The 16,026-nt window shown below is 65.0% G+C and carries 13 protein-coding genes and 1 pseudogene; 8 read left to right on the top strand and 6 right to left on the bottom strand.

Annotation, left to right across the window (positions count from 1 at the left end):
• Positions 1 to 204: pseudogene (locus YU9_RS49220) on the top strand (integrase); the annotation flags it as partial.
• Positions 205 to 273: 69 nt separating this feature from the next.
• On the opposite strand, the gene YU9_RS0127545 reads toward YU9_RS49220, so the two are convergent.
• Positions 274 to 1,779, bottom strand: coding sequence for a glycosyltransferase family 39 protein (locus tag YU9_RS0127545; protein WP_051380545.1), 1,506 nt, complete (start codon positions 1,777 to 1,779; stop codon positions 274 to 276).
• Positions 1,780 to 2,179: 400 nt separating this feature from the next.
• On the opposite strand from YU9_RS0127545, the gene YU9_RS0127550 reads away from it, so the two are divergent.
• The 4 genes from YU9_RS0127550 (at position 2,180) to YU9_RS0127565 (ending at position 6,204) form a co-directional block, all read left to right on the top strand.
• On the top strand, positions 2,180 to 3,910 hold the full coding sequence (locus YU9_RS0127550) for an adenylate/guanylate cyclase domain-containing protein (RefSeq protein WP_027575692.1): 1,731 nt from the start codon (positions 2,180 to 2,182) through the stop codon (positions 3,908 to 3,910).
• Positions 3,911 to 4,274: 364 nt separating this feature from the next.
• Positions 4,275 to 5,474, top strand: a complete 1,200-nt coding sequence (locus tag YU9_RS0127555) for a molybdopterin-dependent oxidoreductase (RefSeq protein ID WP_027575693.1) — start codon at positions 4,275 to 4,277, stop codon at positions 5,472 to 5,474.
• A gap of 12 nt (positions 5,475 to 5,486) precedes the next feature.
• Positions 5,487 to 5,795: a sulfite:cytochrome C oxidoreductase subunit B gene (locus YU9_RS0127560; RefSeq protein ID WP_027575694.1), complete on the top strand. Its 309-nt coding sequence runs from the start codon at positions 5,487 to 5,489 to the stop codon at positions 5,793 to 5,795.
• A 208-nt stretch (positions 5,796 to 6,003) separates the two neighbouring features.
• On the top strand, positions 6,004 to 6,204 hold the full coding sequence (locus YU9_RS0127565; RefSeq protein ID WP_008563500.1) for a cold-shock protein: 201 nt from the start codon (positions 6,004 to 6,006) through the stop codon (positions 6,202 to 6,204).
• A 170-nt stretch (positions 6,205 to 6,374) separates the two neighbouring features.
• Here YU9_RS0127565 and YU9_RS0127570 read toward each other — a convergent pair whose 3' ends face one another.
• Positions 6,375 to 6,836 (bottom strand): Lrp/AsnC ligand binding domain-containing protein, encoded by a 462-nt coding sequence (locus tag YU9_RS0127570; protein WP_018643717.1) that lies wholly within the window; start codon positions 6,834 to 6,836, stop codon positions 6,375 to 6,377.
• A gap of 113 nt (positions 6,837 to 6,949) precedes the next feature.
• Between YU9_RS0127570 and putA the strand changes: the two genes are divergently transcribed.
• The 3 genes from putA to YU9_RS0127585 all read left to right on the top strand — a co-directional run bounded on the left by putA (position 6,950) and on the right by YU9_RS0127585 (position 12,290).
• Positions 6,950 to 9,949: a bifunctional proline dehydrogenase/L-glutamate gamma-semialdehyde dehydrogenase PutA gene (gene putA, locus YU9_RS0127575; protein WP_027575695.1), complete on the top strand. Its 3,000-nt coding sequence runs from the start codon at positions 6,950 to 6,952 to the stop codon at positions 9,947 to 9,949.
• Between the two features lie 330 nt (positions 9,950 to 10,279).
• Positions 10,280 to 11,485 (top strand): CaiB/BaiF CoA-transferase family protein, encoded by a 1,206-nt coding sequence (locus YU9_RS0127580; RefSeq protein ID WP_027575696.1) that lies wholly within the window; start codon positions 10,280 to 10,282, stop codon positions 11,483 to 11,485.
• 157 nt (positions 11,486 to 11,642) lie between these two features.
• The gene (locus tag YU9_RS0127585) at positions 11,643 to 12,290 is read left to right on the top strand and encodes a glutathione S-transferase family protein (RefSeq protein ID WP_027575697.1); all 648 of its coding nucleotides are present in this window, start codon (positions 11,643 to 11,645) and stop codon (positions 12,288 to 12,290) included.
• A 167-nt stretch (positions 12,291 to 12,457) separates the two neighbouring features.
• Here the strand turns inward: YU9_RS0127585 and YU9_RS49225 are convergent, their stop codons facing one another.
• The 4 genes from YU9_RS49225 to YU9_RS0127605 all read right to left on the bottom strand — a co-directional run bounded on the left by YU9_RS49225 (position 12,458) and on the right by YU9_RS0127605 (position 16,025).
• The gene (locus tag YU9_RS49225) at positions 12,458 to 12,622 is read right to left on the bottom strand and encodes a hypothetical protein (RefSeq protein WP_198028310.1); all 165 of its coding nucleotides are present in this window, start codon (positions 12,620 to 12,622) and stop codon (positions 12,458 to 12,460) included.
• 79 nt (positions 12,623 to 12,701) lie between these two features.
• Positions 12,702 to 14,252, bottom strand: a complete 1,551-nt coding sequence (locus YU9_RS0127595) for a hypothetical protein (RefSeq protein WP_027575698.1) — start codon at positions 14,250 to 14,252, stop codon at positions 12,702 to 12,704.
• Between the two features lie 92 nt (positions 14,253 to 14,344).
• Positions 14,345 to 15,325: a hypothetical protein gene (locus YU9_RS0127600; protein ID WP_027575699.1), complete on the bottom strand. Its 981-nt coding sequence runs from the start codon at positions 15,323 to 15,325 to the stop codon at positions 14,345 to 14,347.
• Positions 15,326 to 15,527: 202 nt separating this feature from the next.
• Positions 15,528 to 16,025 carry a TPM domain-containing protein gene (locus YU9_RS0127605; protein ID WP_027575700.1) on the bottom strand — a complete coding sequence of 166 codons (498 nt, stop codon included), beginning with the start codon at positions 16,023 to 16,025 and terminating at the stop codon, positions 15,528 to 15,530.
• Position 16,026: the final 1 nt, after the last annotated feature.

Consider the following 16,026-nt stretch of genomic DNA (forward strand, 5'->3'; position numbering starts at 1 on the left):
GTCCGCTCCAACGGCGAGATCAAATGGCGTGGCGAGCTCATCCACCTTTGCAGCGCTCTCGCTGGTGAAACAGTCGCCGTAGAGGAAACCGCCGATGGGCAATGGCAAGTGCGCTTCTTCAACGTGCCGATCGGCATCATCGATCAGAAAACATCGACGCTGCGGCGCTGCGCTAGCGCAGCGCCGCAGCGGACCGAACCATGAACGATTGTTACCTATCCATCCGGGCTGTTTTGTTACCCTTCCATCCGCTGGACATCCGAGCATGCCGCGCTAGGCGCGCTCCCGCTTTTCAAACTCCCCCGCCAGCACCCGCCACTGGAACAGCGGCGACTCCTTTGGCGGCGAGAGCTCCGGGGTCCAGCCGGTGAGCTTTTCAATTACATAAGTGTCCGTCACAACGCCGCGCCAGCGGCGTTCGACTTCTCCGAGTTGCTCGCGTTTCGCCGGGATGTTCTCCCACAGCGACGAACGGTTGTCCGGCTCGCGTCCGACGTAAATCCCCGCATGTCCCCTGATCTTGTCCATGCCGGGATCGCGGAAATCCTGGAAGCGGCCGCGCTCGTTGATCTCGATGACGGGCACGCGGCCCCGGAACAGCCAGCGCATCATGGCGTAGGTGCGATAGTCGGTGGTCGCGATCCAGGTCGCGCCGGTCTCATCGAGGGCGGCCTGCGCGCGCGCCGCAACCTGCTCGTAGCCGGCCTCGGCGCCGATCGGATCGATCTTGCCGAGCAGATTCCAGGGCGCGGCGACGTAGTAGAGAAACACGATGACGACGAAGGCCATGCCTGAGACGATCGCTGCCTTGACCCAGAACAGTGACGATTTGAGCATGCGGGCCGACCATCCCTCTTTCGTCATCGTGCTGAGGTTCACCGCGGCGGCGGCAAAACCGACCGGCCACATGAACATCGGCCAGGTGTCGCCGACGCGAAGCGTCAGCGACTTGAAGAAGAAATACAGAAACGGCACCAGCACGGCGGTGGACAAGAGGATCGCAACCGGCTCGCGCGTGCGATAGCCGCGCCACGCCGTCAACACCAGGCCCGTCAGCACCACCGGCAGCATGACGAAGCCGACCAGGCCGAATTGCAGGCCGATGTAATCGCCGATCGTGCGCAGCGAGATGCCGTAATTGGCGGTGGCGCGCACGCCCTGGAAGCGGAACGAGGCCCAGTCGTGCTGCGCGTTCCAGATCAGCACCGGTGAGAATACTGCTATCGCGACCAGCACGGCGAGATAAGGGTAAGGGCTGCGCAGCCAACGCCAGCGCCAGTCCGGCACCAGCAGGAAGGCAGCCACTGCGGGCGCGAACATGATCGCGGTGAATTTCGACAGCATCGAGAGGCCTGCGAACAGGCCGGCCGCGAGCCACCAGCGGCCATCGCCACTCTGCACCAGCCGCACCAGCGACCACACCATCGCCACCGCGAACGGGATCATGGCGACGTCGGGCGCAACCTTGGCCATCAGCAGGCCATAATACAGCGCGGCTTCCGGCATCAGCATGGCGACCACAATCGCACGTGCATCATGCGTGAGGCGGCGGACGATGTCGGCGAGCAGCAGCTGCGTCACCAGCATCGCGACGATGCCGCCGAAACGAACGCCGAGATTGGTGTCGCCGAAGATCGCGGTACCGAAACGGATCAGCCAGGCGATGCCGGGAGGATGATCGAGGAAGCTGAGCGCGGCCTCCTTCGACCAGGTCCAGTAATAAGCTTCATCCGTGCGCAGCTCGATCGCGGAGGCATAGACGATGCGAAGCGCGGTCATCGCGGCGATGATCACTGCGGCAACAAGGATGAGACGGCGTTCGGAGCCGTCTGGCTTCGCAGATATGTCGGGAGCGATCGTCACGGCCGCGCTTTTCCCCGACTTGGAGGGGCGAGTCAATGTAGGGAGTCCCACATGGGTGTCGTCCCGGGCAAGCGAAGCGCAGACCCGGGACCCATAACCAGGGAGGAGTGCGGCGAAGACTCGGAGTTACCGCCCCGCGCCACAACCCTCCCTGTGGCTATGGGTCCCGGATCGGCGCGCGCCTGAGGGCGCGCTTGTCCGGGACGACGGCGGGGTTATGCGGCGGCCTGCCGCGCATGTGATCGGCCAAGCTGTCCACATCAGGAATTAAACGCTACGCTGGCTGTTCTCTTTCACGAACTGATACAATCGAATCATGGCCATCGCTCCCATACAGATGTCCGTCGTCCGCGCCACCAGCGTGCGGCAGGTGCGGCTCATCTGCGGCATCATCCTGTTCTCTTATGTGGTCAGCCATTTCCTCAACCACGCGCTCGGCAACATCTCGGTCGATGCCATGGAGGCCGGGGTCTACTACCACACCCTGTTGTGGCAGTTCCTGCCTGTCGCGATCGTGTTCTACACGGCGGCGCTGACCCATATGGGGCTCGGCATCTACGCGCTGTATCAGCGCCGGCAGTTCCGCTGGCGGACGATCGAGCCGCTCCAGCTCGTGCTGGGACTGAGCATTCCGGCTCTCGTGATGGCGCATGTGATCGGCGTGCGACTCGGCCAGACGCTGTACGGACACCAGAAGCTCTATCCGCAGGAGCTCTATCTGTTCTTCGTCGCCGCGCCGGGCCGGCTCTGGCAGATGACGATCCTGCTCCTGATCGCCTGGGTGCACGGCTGCATCGGCATCTATTTCTGGCTTCGCCTCAAACCGTTCTTCACGCGCGCGGCGCCCTATCTGCTCGCAGCCGCCGTGCTGATCCCGACCCTGTCGCTGCTCGGAGTCTACCAGGGCGGCCGCAGCGTCGAGCTCGAGGCCGACGACGGGGAATGGCGTACGCACAATCTCACCCGCCGCCAGGTCGGCACGGTCGCGGAAGGCAATACGCTCGACCGCATCGCCGGCGGCCTCACTGCCGGATATTTCGGTTTGCTGGGACTGGCGCTGGCCGCGCGCGGCGTGCGGGCCTGGCGCGAGCGGCGCGGCGGCATGATCGCGCTGTCCTACGGCAACGGCAAGACGGTGCGGGTCCCCAAGGGCCTCTCCGTGCTGGAAGCGAGCCTGCGCCACAACGTGCCGCATGCCAGCGTCTGCGGCGGCCGCGCCCGCTGCTCGACCTGCCGCATCCGCGTCATCGGCGATCATGGCGTCCTGCCCGAACCGTCGCAACGCGAGGCCTTCGTGCTCACGCGCGTCGGCACCGCCGATCCGTCGATCCGGCTGGCGTGCCAGCTACGGCCGACATCCGACCTCTCCTTCTTCCAGCTTTTCACGCCCCACACGCACGCGGCGGACGGACAGGCCTCGACGCCGGCGCGCATCGGCCAGGAACGCTATCTCGTCAGCCTGTTCGTCGACATGCGCGGCTCGACGCAGCTCGCCGAGAAGCGGCTGCCGTTCGACACAGTCTTCATCGTCAACCGCTTCCTCGGCGCGGTCTCCCAGGCCGTCATCGAGAACGGCGGTCAGCCGAACCAGTACGTCGGCGACGGCATGCTGGCGCTGTTCGGGCTGTCGGCCGATCCGCAAACCGCGTGCCGGCAGGCGCTGAAGGCTGCAGCCGGAATCGCAACGCATATTGACGAACTTAACGAGCTTCTGAGCCACGATTTGCGCCAGCCGATCCGCTTCGGCATCGGCATCCACAGCGGCGAGGTCATCATCGGCGACATCGGTTATCGCGATCACATCGTCTTCACCGCGCTCGGCGATGCCGTCAACGTCGCGGCCCGCCTGCAGGACATGACCAAGACGCTGGCCTGCGAGGCCATTGTCTCGGAAGAAGTCCGCCGCACCGCAGGTCTTGCCGAGGACGCCCTGCCGCAGCAGGAGGTCGCAATCCGCGGCCGCGACGAGCCGATGGCCGTGCGCGTGGTGACGGATGCGAGGGAGTTGGCGGGGCTGGTTGATCGCAGCGAGCGGGTGGCGGCATAAAGTGCGAGCGGCAAGTTCCGTGCGCTCCCTCCCCCGCTTGCGGGGGAGGGTTGGGGAGAGGGTGCTTCCCCAACGGGACAATCCCCTAGAGGAGAAAGCCCTCGCCCGGCGTGCCCGGGACGATGCTTCGCATCGCCCGGAGCGCGCCGACCTCTCCCGCAAGCGCTTGCGGGAGAGGTGCACCGTCGCAGACGCTGCAGTTCGGCTCAACCCACTGCACCGCGTAACACCGGCCTGCTGCAATGCAGCGGCATGGGCTTGCTGCGAAAGCACGAATTGACTTCATCCAAATCGTTGCGACAGATGAGCGCGGGTCTCGCGGTGATGACCGCTGGTCCAACAAAAGCTCCGGGAGGAGACCAGAATGTTCGATCGACGCGACCTGCTCAAAGGAGCAGGGCTTGCCGCACTTGCGGCCACACTGAATTCCACCAGGGCGCTTGCGCTCGACACCGTCACGCTGCCCTTCGCCAATGGCGAACGGCCGCTGGTGAAATATCCGCAGAAGCGGCCGATGATCGGCTTGACCAGCCGGCCGCCGCAGCTCGAGACGCCGTTTGCGGTGTTCAACGACGGCCCGATCACGCCGAACAACGCGTTCTTCGTGCGCTATCACCTCTCCGATATGCCCTACAATCTCGATCCCGACAAGTTCACGCTCGAGGTCAAGGGCAAGGTCGACAAGCCGCTGAAATTGTCGCTGAAAGACATCAGGAAGATGAAGGCGACCGAGATCGTCGCCGTCAATCAGTGCTCCGGCAACAGCCGCGGCTTCTTCGAGCCGCGCGTCGCCGGCGGCCAGCTCGCCAACGGCGCAATGGGCTGCGCGCGCTGGCGCGGCGTGCCGCTGAAGGCGGTGCTGGAGATGGCGGGCGTGCAGACCGGCGCCAAGCAGGTGACGTTCAACGGCATGGACGGGCCGGTCAACGACAAGACGCCCGACTTCGTCAAGGCGCTCGACATTGATCACGCCAGCGACGGCGAGGTGATGCTGGCCTATGGCATGAACGGCGAGGACCTGCCGTTCCTCAACGGCTTTCCGCTGCGCCTGGTCGTGCCGGGCTATTACGGCACCTACTGGGTCAAGCACCTCAACGAGATCACCGTCATCGACAATGTCTATGACGGCTTCTGGATGAAGTCGGCCTATCGCATCCCCGATACGCCCAACAACGCGGTCGAGCCGGGCACCGCGCCGAAAGCGACGATCCCGATCAACCGCTTCACCATCCGCTCCTTCATCACCAGCGTCCCCGATGGTGCCAAGCTGAAGGCGGGAGCTGTGACCCTGCGCGGCATCGCCTTCGACGGCGGCAAGGGCATCAAGGAGGTCCAGGTCTCCACCGACGGCGGCAAGACCTGGGTAAGCGCCAAGCTCGGCAAGGACCTTGGCAGATACGCCTTTCGCGAATGGAAGCTGCCGGTGAAGCTCGCGGCCGGCAGCCATGAGCTCAAGGTCCGCGCCACCGGTAACGGCGGCGAGACCCAGCCGGACACGCCGCGCTGGAACCCGGCGGGTTACTTGCGCAACGTCGTCGAAACCGTCCGCGTGACGGTGGCCTGAAGGACAATGATCATGCAGCGCACCGTTCTCCTCACCATTACGCTCGCCCTCGCGGCCGCAGCGGCGTCGGCGTTTGCCGCCCCGGTCAACTACAAGACCCCCGACGAGCTCGCGGCCTTCAAGCCCGGGCCCAATCTCGAGGTCGTGCAGGGCAATTGCAGCGCCTGCCACTCGTCCGACTACGTCGCGACGCAGCCGCCGATGAAGGACAAAAGGGCCTTCTGGCAGGCCGAGGTGACGAAGATGATCAAGGTCTATGGCGCACCGATCGACGATGCCGATGTCGGCAAGATCGTCGATTATCTGGCCGCGACCTATTGACGGCTGCCGGCATGCGCCCCTGCCATTTGACCGCGAAACGGGCAAAACCGGTAAAAACGCCGCGAAGTTGAGCGGAATTCGGCGAAATGGCGATGTGGTTTGAGCTACCAAGCCTGCCACATTCCGCGTATCCTGTTAGGACCGAACCGGCCGGTTGGCGGGGACTGGCGGTTCGAGATCTCGGAGGAAGACCCGCGGAGAAGTCGTGATGGCTAAAGGTACGGTCAAGTGGTTCAACCCGACGAAGGGTTATGGATTTATCCAGCCTGCGTCGGGTGGCAAGGATGTGTTCGTGCATATCTCGGCAGTGCAGAAGGCCGGTCTGTCCACCCTGAACGAGGGACAGACGGTGGAATACGAAGAGATCGCAAACCGGGGCAAGACCTCCGCGGAAAACCTCAAAGTATAAGCCCGCGCCAGCCTTTGCTGCCTCCCGGATCTGTCCGGGAGCGGGCCAAGAAAATTTAAGAAGACGGCCGGTGCATTCGACGACAGGCGTTGCGACTGCACAAGGATAGCTATTTTTCCTGCGAAGACCGCTTATCAAACCACAGCAATGACAATCGCGACAGCACTTCGCTAACCCACCGGCAACGGTGCGTCGCGCTTGATCTCCTCCATCACCGCATAGGTCCGCGTCTCGCGCACGCCCGGCATCGACAGCAGGGTCTCGCCGAGAAAGCGCCGATAGGCGGTCATGTCTGCCAGCCGCGCCTTCACAAGATAGTCGAAGCCGCCGGCAACCATGTGACACTCCAGCACCTCGGGCGCGAGCTTCACCGCGCGCGCAAAGCGCTCGAAATTGTCGGGCGTGGTCTTGTCGAGCAGCACCTCGACGAACACCAAGAGACCGAGACCAAGCCGGTGCGGGTTGAGCCGCGCGCCATAGCCTTCGACAAACCCCTCGCGCTGCAGGCGCTTCAGCCGCTCGCCGATCGAGGTCGGCGACAGCCCGATGCGCTCAGCGAGCTCGACATTGGCGATGCGCCCGTCCTCCTGCAAAATCGAGAGGATTTTCCGGTCGATGCGATCAAGTTCCATATCTTGCGAGGCCGAATGGCGAAAGATCTTCATTTTCTAAGGCAAACCGGCTAAATTGTCTATCGAACTACGGTCATGCCGGCTTTATCCTGAATCTCACCACAGGACACGCCATGCCGAACATCCCGCCGCCCTTCACCGCTCCCTACGCACCTGACGACGCCGACATTGCTGCGCGCCTGTTGCCATCGGCACATCTGGCCCCGCCGCAGGAGGCGCAGATCGACCGCACCGCGACCCGGTTGATCGAGGCGATCCGCAAACGCGACGACCGGCTCGGCGGGGTCGAGGACATGCTGCGGGAGTTCGCACTCTCGACCAAGGAAGGGCTCGCGCTGATGGTGCTGGCGGAAGCGCTGCTGCGCGTGCCTGATGCCCGCACCGCCGACCAGTTCATCGAGGACAAGCTCGGCGAGGGCGATTTCATCCATCACGAGACCAAGTCGACCGCGTTCCTGGTCAACGCTTCGGCCTGGGCACTCGGCCTGTCGGCGCGGGTGATCCAGCCCGGCGAGACGCCCGACGGCACCATCGGCCGGCTGGTGAAGCGGCTCGGCGCGCCGGCGGTGCGCACCGCCACGCGCCAGGCGATGCGGCTGATGGGCAATCACTTCGTGCTGGGCGAGACCATCGAGCAGGCGCTGGAGCGGGGCCGGCCGCGCTCCGGCCAGAAGCCGCTCTATTCCTTCGACATGCTTGGCGAAGGCGCGCGCACGGCGGCCGACGCCAAGCGCTATTTCGACGCCTATGCCAGCGCGATTGAGACGATCGGCAAAGCGGCGGGCAACCATCCCCTGCCCGACCGGCCCGGCATCTCGGTAAAACTTTCGGCGCTGCATCCGCGCTTCGAGGCGATCAGCCGCGCGCGCGTAATGGCCGAGCTGGTGCCGCAACTGCTGGATCTCGCGCAGCGCGCCAAGACCTACGACCTGAACTTCACCGTCGATGCCGAGGAGGCCGACCGGCTGGAGCTCTCGCTCGACGTGATCGCAGCAACCCTCGCCGATGCCTCACTTGCCGGCTGGGACGGATTTGGCCTTGCGATCCAGGCCTACCAGAAGCGCGCCAGCGCCGTGATCGACTATGTCGATGCGCTGGCCCGCGCGCATGACCGCAAGCTGATGGTGCGGCTGGTCAAGGGCGCCTATTGGGACACCGAGATCAAGCGCGCGCAGGAGCGCGGGCTCGACGGCTATCCCGTGTTCACGCGCAAGGCGATGACGGATCTGAACTTCGTCGCCTGCGCAACGAAGCTGCTGGCCTTGCGGCCGCGCATCTTCCCGCAATTCGCCACCCACAACGCGCTGACGGTCGCGACCGTGCTGGAGCTTGCCGCTGATAGCGGCGGTTTTGAATTCCAGCGGCTGCACGGCATGGGCGAAGCGCTGTACGAGCAGCTCGCCAAGGATCACCCTGACATCGCCTACCGCACCTATGCGCCGGTGGGCAGCCATCGCGACCTGCTCGCCTATCTGGTGCGACGGCTCCTGGAGAACGGCGCCAACTCATCGTTCGTGGCGCAGGCTGCCGACTATCGCGTGCCGGTTTCAGCGCTGCTGCAGCGCCCGGTGGATGCCATTGGCCGACCGCAACAGGCGGCTCATCCCAGGATTCCGCTACCGGCAGATCTGTTCGCGCCGGAGCGGCGCAATTCGCGCGGCGTCGAATTCGGTGAGCGTGCCGCACTCGACCGGCTGCTGGCCGACGTCAGGGCCGAGGCGGCCGATCTCAAGCCCATCACCGACGCGACGCCGGATCAGGCCAACGCGGCGGTGACGGCTGCGCGCGCGGGCTTTGCCAGCTGGAGCCGGACGCCGGCGGGGGCGCGCGCGGCGGCGCTGGAGCAGGCCGCGCATCTCTTGGAGAGCCGAGGTGCCCGCTTCATCGCGCTGTTGCAACGCGAGGGCGGCAAGACGCTCGATGATGCGCTGGCGGAGCTGCGCGAAGCCGCCGACTTCTGCCGCTACTATGCCGCGCATGGCCGCAAGCTGTTCGGGAACGATGCCGCCATGCCGGGCCCGACCGGCGAGAGCAATGCGCTCGCCCTGCGCGGCCGCGGCGTCTTCGTCGCGATCTCGCCGTGGAATTTTCCGCTGGCGATCTTCCTCGGCCAGGTCACGGCGGCGCTGATGGCCGGTAACGTCGTGGTCGCAAAACCCGCCGAGCAGACGCCGCGCATCGCGCGCGAGGCCGTCGCCCTGCTGCACGAGGCCGGCATCCCCACGAGCGCGCTGCATCTCGTCACGGGCGATGGTCACATCGGCGCGGTGCTGACCGCGCATGCGGATATCGCCGGCATCGTCTTCACCGGCTCGACCGAGGTCGCCCGCGGCATCAACCGCGCGCTCGCCGCCAAGGACGGGCCGATCGTGCCGCTGATCGCGGAGACCGGCGGCATCAACGCCATGATCGCGGACGCGACCGCGCTGCCCGAGCAGGTCGCCGACGATGTCGTGACCTCCGCCTTCCGTTCCGCCGGCCAGCGCTGCTCGGCGCTGCGGCTACTGTTCGTGCAGGAGGATGTCGCCGACCGCATGATCGAGATGATCGCGGGCGCGGCGCGCGAGTTGAAGATCGGCGATCCCTCTGACGTCGCAACCCATGTCGGGCCGGTGATCGATCGCGAAGCCAAGCAGCGCCTCGATGCGCATATCGCGCGGATGAAGCGCGAGGCGCGCTTGCACTTTGCAGGCCACGCGCCGGAGGGCTGCTTCGTCGCGCCGCACATCTTCGAGCTCAAGGAGGCCGGTCAGCTCACCGAGGAAGTCTTTGGTCCGATCCTGCATGTCGTGCGCTATCGGGCCGAAAACCTCGCGCGCGTCCTGCAGGCGATCGAGTGCACCGGCTACGGCCTCACGCTCGGTGTTCATTCCCGCGTCGATGACACGATCGAGGCCATCATCGACCGCGTCCAGGTCGGCAACATCTATGTCAACCGCAACATGATCGGTGCCGTCGTCGGCGTGCAGCCGTTCGGCGGCAATGGCCTGTCCGGAACCGGCCCCAAAGCCGGCGGCCCGCACTATCTGGCGCGCTTTGCGACCGAGCAGACCGTGACGATCAACACCGCCGCGGCCGGCGGCAACGCTGCGTTGCTGGCGGGAGAGGAGTGAGGCTCGCAGCGTAACTCAGCCGCAACAACGCATGTTGCCAGTTCCGTCATCCTGAGGTGCCGGAGCGTAGCGGAGGCCTCGAAGGATGAACGGCCCGGATGCAGCCGGGCCCTCGCCCTTCGAGGCTCGTCCTGCGGTACACCGCAGGACGAGCACCTCAGGGTGACGGGAGATGGTTTTCGGTCCGTGGCGGATGCGCGCTGGATAGCGCAACGAGCCCTGCGCCGGGCGCCGTTGCATCCCGCGGAAACATCGGTCTAATGCTCCCATCACAGGCCTGCGCCAATTCCAGCGCGCGGGAAACGACAAGAGCGAGGGAGCAACGCCGCGATGGAGAAGGGCATTTTTGCGGGGCTGAAGGTTCTGGACTGCGCGAGCTTCATCGCAGCGCCCGCGGCCGCGACCGTGCTGTCGGATTTCGGCGCCGACGTCATCAAGATCGAGCCGCCCGGCACGGGGGATCCCTACCGCAATCTGCCCAATTTGCCGGGCTATCCGACCGGCGAGCACAATTTTGCCTGGCTGCTGGAAGCGCGCAACAAGAAGAGCATCGCGCTCGACCTCGCAAAGCCGGAAGCGCAGGCCGTGCTCTACAAGTTGGTGGCGGAGGCCGACGTCTTCATCACCAACATGCCGCCACCGGTGCGCGCCAAGCTCGGCATCACCTACGACCATCTCGCCCATCTCAACGACCGGCTGATCTACGCCTCCTTCACCGGCTATGGCGAGAAGGGCGAGGAAGCCAACAAGCCCGGCTTCGACAGCAACGCCTATTGGGCGCGCTCCGGCCTGATGGACCTCGTCCGCGCCGACACCGGCACCACGCCGGCGCGCTCCGTCGCCGGCATGGGCGATCACCCCTGCGCCATGGCGTTCTACGGCGCCATCGTCACTGCGCTCTATCAGCGCGAGAAGACCGGCAAGGGCTCGCATGTCGCGTCCAATTTGATGGCGAACGGGGTGTGGGCCGCAAGCGTGCTGGCACAGGCAAAGCTCTGCGGCTCCAAGTTCAGCGAGCGACGGCCGCGCGAGCGCGCGCTGAATGCGGTCGCCAATCACTATCAATGCAAGGACGGCCGCTGGCTGATCCTGTCGCTGCTGAACGAGGAGAAGCAGTTTCCAACGCTGGCCAAATGCCTGGGGCGCGAGGATCTGATCGGCGATCCCCGCTTCGCCACCAAGGCCGACCGGCACGCCCGCTCAGTCGAGCTGATCAAGATCCTGGACGACACCTTTGCGACCAGGGATCTCGCCGAATGGCGCAAGATCCTCGACGGCAACGGCCTCGTATTCGGCGTCGTCGCCATTTTGGACGACATCCCGAACGATAAGCAGATGCTCGACAACGAGGTGCTGGTGCCGTTCGAGAACGACACCATGCTGACCATCAACAGCCCGATCTGGATCGACGGCGCCAGGAAGGTGCAGCCGCGCAAGCCGCCCGCTGTGGGCGAGCACAGTGACGAGATTTTGCGCGGCGCGGGATATGACGAGGCGGCGATCAAGGCGCTGCGGGGCTCGGGGGCGGTGGGGTAAGCGGCGGTCGCTCCACAAACTCCGTCATTGCGAGCGCAGCGAAGCAATCCAGAGTGTCTCCGCGGACGCATTGCTGGATTGCTTCGCTGCGCTCGCAATGACGAGGAGGGACTATCTCGCTATAACAATCGGCAACACACCGATGCCGCGAGGTCCCATGCCCAGCTACCGCCTGCACTACTTCCCTGAATCCGGCAACAGCTACAAGCTGGCGCTGATGCTGACGCTTTGTGGCGAGACGTTCGAACCGGTGTGGACTGATTTTGCCGGCGGCGTCACGCGCACGGCGGAATGGCGCAAGGCCGTGAACGAGATGGGCGAGATCCCGGTGCTCGAGATCGACGGCGTGAAGATGACGCAGACCGCGCCGCTGCTGCTCAAGCTCGCCGAGCAGTATGGCCGCTTCGGCGCCGAGACGGAGGACGAGAAGTTCGAGCTGCTGCGCTGGCTGTTCTGGGACAACCACAAGCTCACCGGCTACATGGCGACCTATCGCTTCATGCGGGCCTTCACCGAGAAGAACGATCCGCAGGTGCTGAAGCATTTCCGCCGACGGCTTGAGGATTTCCTCGGCATCCTCGACGGGCATCTTCAGCACAATGACTTCGCGATCGGTACGAAGCCGACGGTCGCCGATATCTCGATGATGGCCTATCTGCATTATCCCAGCGACGAGCACGGCTTTGATTTCGCGCAGAGTCATCCCGCCATCCACGCCTGGCTCGGCCGCATGGCCGCGCTGCCCGGTTGGAAGCCGGCCTATGAGCTGCTGCCGGGCAAGCGGATGACCAATTACGCGAAGTGAAGGCTCTCTCCACTCCCTCTCCCCGCTTGCGGGGAGAGGGTCGGGGTGAGGGGGGCTCTCCGCGAGGGTGGTGAGAGTTGGACTCGCGGAGAGTCCCCCTCACCCGTAATCCGCGGTCCGCGCGAATTCCGGCCTCTCCCCGCACGCGGGGAGAGGCGAAGAGAAAGCTACCTCAACGACAGCCAGCCCAGCGTTAACAAAATCCCGCCGATGATGACGGCCACCGTGACCGCCCAGATGCTGACGCGGATGCTGCCGGTGACCTGCTTGACTTCCTCATTGCGCGCAATCTCGCGATTGCGCATCTTGTTGGCGTTGCCAGTGTCCGTCATGGGTCATCCAAATCGCTTGAGGTTCTATCTTGCGCGCGATCTTTTCGGAAAACCGCTGCACACTTTTCCGGATCACGCGCTAACGCGTCTTGATGAAGCACATGCCGATGCGGCGCGAGGCCGCGGCAGCCTGACAGGCGAGACCGTTTGCACAGCTCCATGACGTAAAACTCTCATCCCGCATTCCCGATCCCGCGTCTTGCAGGGAACAATGCGCGCCCCAGCCGTCCTGATATTCGGTGCCGGCGAGCTCGCTTCTGCCGCGGGTCTGCGGCCGGCTGGCAAATCCGCGTGAGAAATCAGGGTGTTTTCCGGCCGCGAACGCGGCCAGGATATCGCGGCGGCGGAGCTGGTCACCGAAGAAATGCGGCGAGGCCGGCACGATGGTGGAATTCGACGACTTGTCCGCAAGCCAATCGACGCCCGGGAAATGGAAGCCGCCGATGCCGCGGGTCTGGTGGCAGCCGGCGCAGGTGATGTCGTTGAGACGGCGCTGGAAGCCTGCGACCGAGCGGACGTTCTGCATGTCGATGCCGCGTGCCGCGGCCTGCTTGAGCGCGCTGACCACGTCGCTATCGGTGAAGACTGCGTCGCCTTTGCCCTCCCCTTTTCCCTCTCCTTGCAGCATGCCGAACTCCGGCTGCAATGCCGAGGCATCGAGGCCGGCGGGGGTCGGCACCACCGCAGCCTTGGCCAGGAATCTCTCCGGGATCAGCACGGTGCCGCGATCGAACTCGCGCAGATGATCGGGCGCGAGCAGCCAGGCCTTGAACTCGCGCCGCAGCGCGGCGTCGGCAAGAATCCGGTCGCGGTCGATCTGGTTCTCCAGCGCCGATTCCTCGAACGTCTTCGTGGCAGCGTCGTACTTGAACACCTTGAGCAGATAATCGGAGCGGAAATCGTGCAGTGCCGATTTCGGCGCGACCGAGACCTGAATGTTGGTCTCGATGCGGTCAAGCATGGCGTCGTATGGCGGGAAGCGGCTGCCGATCAAATCCTGCCAGTCGCCATTGTCGAGCCAGCGCCGGGCGACCTCGGCGCAGCTGATCGGCTCGCTGCTCGCATCCGTCTGGCGCGCGTCGCGCGCCTTCATCACAAGGTTGAGCGTCATCGGCAGGCGCGTTGCGGTCTTGCCGCCATCCGGGCTGCTGTCGGAACGCGCAAGACGGTAGATCAGCCGGATCTCGCCGCAAGACTCTTCCGAGACATAGGCGCGGTCCATGCGATTGACGATGCCGGCCAGCATGAAACGGGTGTCGCGCGATCTCAGATTGGCGCGATCAAACAATTGCGCGTCAAAACCCTCGCCGACGCCGATGGTCTCGCCTGGATAAGTCGCCTTGTACCACGCGATGTAACGGTCAAACTCCGCATCGATCGCGGGTGGAATCTCTTTCAGCTGCGGCAGCGACACAAACATCAGCTCGGTCGTGAGCGGGACGTCTGCATTCCGCTCCGGCGATAGCAGACGCGTGATCGTCAGCGTATTGTTCTGGTCGAGCTTGCGCAGGAGAGCGGGATCGGTGATCGCGGTGCCGCGCGTCAGCGCAGTGTTCTCCGCTGCGAAGAGCGAGACGACGCCGCCCAGCAATGCGGCGGCAGCAACGAGAATTCGCAAGGCGCGGCCCATGCCTCCAGTAACACCGCACCGGGATGCCTATTCAAGCAAAAGGCGCCTCACATCGTGGTGAAGCGCCTCTGCGACAGTCGTATATCGAACGCTCAGCGCCCGACGATCAGGCCCCTGCTGGTGACGACCACCCAGCGACCGTCCTGGCGGCGGATCGCATCGACACGGCCCACGCCGGGGATGGGGTCGCCGGGATAGACCTCGTAGAGGCCGTCACGGTCCTCGATCAGCGCACCGCCGTTCGCGGCGTTGCGCAGCCTCCAACCTTCAATCGTCGGGAGACGGCCGACCTCGGTCTTGGGGGTTGCGGGCGCCGGTGCGGCCGCCGCGGTCGCGACCTGGGTCGGCGCGATCGAGCCGGTGGTCTCCTTGGGCACCGCTGCTGTGGCCTGCGCGGGGGCAGCGGGCGGCGTGGCGCGGAGCTTGTCGACGGTCTCGGACAGCTTTGCGATCCTGGCCAGCGGCTCGGCCTGCGCCTTCTCGAGCTTGTCGAGGCGGTCATTGGTCCGGTTGAACTGGCTGACACCGACCTTGGAGGTTTGCTCGACGTTGGCCTTCAGTGCGACGAGGTCGGCATCGATCCGCGCGACCGACGCATTCAGCGCGCTGGTGTCGGCGACCTGTACGGGCGCCTGGGCTGGGGCGGCGAAATGCATCATGCCTGCGGTCGCGAGCGCGCCGCTGATCGCGCCGACGCAAGCGGCAATCGCCACCATCGCGGCCATGGCCGAGAGGCGACGCTTGCTGCCGGTTTCGCGCGGCTCGTCCGCCTTCACATGCGGAGCGAACTCCTCGCGCTCCCAGGCACGGTCGGCAGGCGCCATGACGATGAGCTTGCCGAGCTTCGGCTCGGGCTTGGCTTCAGCCTTCGGTTCAACTGTGGCTTCGACCTTCGGCACCTCGATCTTTGGCGCCTCAATCTTTGGCGGCTCGACCTTCACCGGATCGGGCTTGGGTGGCGCCTCGTGGTCGGGCGCGATCGAGGGGGCATCGATCCCGGCAGCCTCAACAGCCTGCGGCGCGGTCGTACCGGCTTCGACGACGCTCTTATCCTGGGCAGCCTGCTCAGCCATTGGTTCGCTCACAGTTCAAATACTCCGCTCTGGATTGACCTTTTGGTAACTTTCATTGCTTGCAAAATCCTTACCTTGGGACCCGCTTACCGAAATTTTAGGAAGTTATCCGGGGCCGAATTGGGCCGGGAAAGTGGAACCGGTGTGGCGGTCGTCAAACAGTTTGTAATCGGGGCAAGATGAACGGTGGCGCAACGGCCTATCACATCACCACCGGCGTATCCGGCAGCTCGTTCGCATGCGGCCCCTGCGGCGGGAAATGCCGCGCCAGCTCGCGCGACACCGCCTCGATGCCGCCGATCACGCCGCGCTCGAACCGGCTAGAAGCGAACTCGGCCTCCATCGCGCGGCAGATGGTCTCCCACCCCTCGGCGCCAACCTTCGAATCGATACCGCGATCGGCGACGATCTCGACGTCGCGGTCGGCGAGCAGGAGATAGATCAGCACGCCGTTGTTGTGCGCGGTGTCCCAGATGCGCAAGTGCGAGAACACGTCGAGCGCGCGCTCGCGCGCCGGCTGGTTGCGGAACAACGGGCGGCCGTCGAGCGCGCCTTCGACGACGAAGCGGACCTGGCCGGAATGGGTGGCTTCGCCGCGCTTGATCGCCTGCTCGATGCGGTCGAGCACGGCTCGCGGAAAAATCTGCTTCGCCCGCCAATGATGCTGCACGAGATGTCGGGCAATGCGCTTGATGCTCATG

The sequence above is a fragment of the Bradyrhizobium sp. WSM1743 genome (genome assembly GCF_000473065.1).
GTDB lineage: Bacteria > Pseudomonadota > Alphaproteobacteria > Rhizobiales > Xanthobacteraceae > Bradyrhizobium.

Bases quoted from the DNA above. Each gene is read 5' to 3' on its own strand.
- YU9_RS0127555 (WP_027575693.1), top strand. From the start codon at position 4,275: ATGTTCGATCGACGCGACCTGCTCAAAGGAGCAGGGCTTGCCGCACTT.
- YU9_RS0127605 (WP_027575700.1), bottom strand. From the start codon at position 16,025: ATGAGCATCAAGCGCATTGCCCGACATCTCGTGCAGCATCATTGGCGG.
- putA (WP_027575695.1), top strand. From the start codon at position 6,950: ATGCCGAACATCCCGCCGCCCTTCACCGCTCCCTACGCACCTGACGAC.
- YU9_RS49225 (WP_198028310.1), bottom strand. From the start codon at position 12,622: ATGACGGACACTGGCAACGCCAACAAGATGCGCAATCGCGAGATTGCG.
- YU9_RS0127570 (WP_018643717.1), bottom strand. From the start codon at position 6,836: ATGGAACTTGATCGCATCGACCGGAAAATCCTCTCGATTTTGCAGGAG.
- YU9_RS0127600 (WP_027575699.1), bottom strand. From the start codon at position 15,325: ATGGCTGAGCAGGCTGCCCAGGATAAGAGCGTCGTCGAAGCCGGTACG.
- YU9_RS0127595 (WP_027575698.1), bottom strand. From the start codon at position 14,252: ATGGGCCGCGCCTTGCGAATTCTCGTTGCTGCCGCCGCATTGCTGGGC.
- YU9_RS0127565 (WP_008563500.1), top strand. From the start codon at position 6,004: ATGGCTAAAGGTACGGTCAAGTGGTTCAACCCGACGAAGGGTTATGGA.
- YU9_RS0127580 (WP_027575696.1), top strand. From the start codon at position 10,280: ATGGAGAAGGGCATTTTTGCGGGGCTGAAGGTTCTGGACTGCGCGAGC.
- YU9_RS0127550 (WP_027575692.1), top strand. From the start codon at position 2,180: ATGGCCATCGCTCCCATACAGATGTCCGTCGTCCGCGCCACCAGCGTG.
- YU9_RS0127585 (WP_027575697.1), top strand. From the start codon at position 11,643: ATGCCCAGCTACCGCCTGCACTACTTCCCTGAATCCGGCAACAGCTAC.
- YU9_RS0127560 (WP_027575694.1), top strand. From the start codon at position 5,487: ATGCAGCGCACCGTTCTCCTCACCATTACGCTCGCCCTCGCGGCCGCA.
- YU9_RS0127545 (WP_051380545.1), bottom strand. From the start codon at position 1,779: ATGACCGCGCTTCGCATCGTCTATGCCTCCGCGATCGAGCTGCGCACG.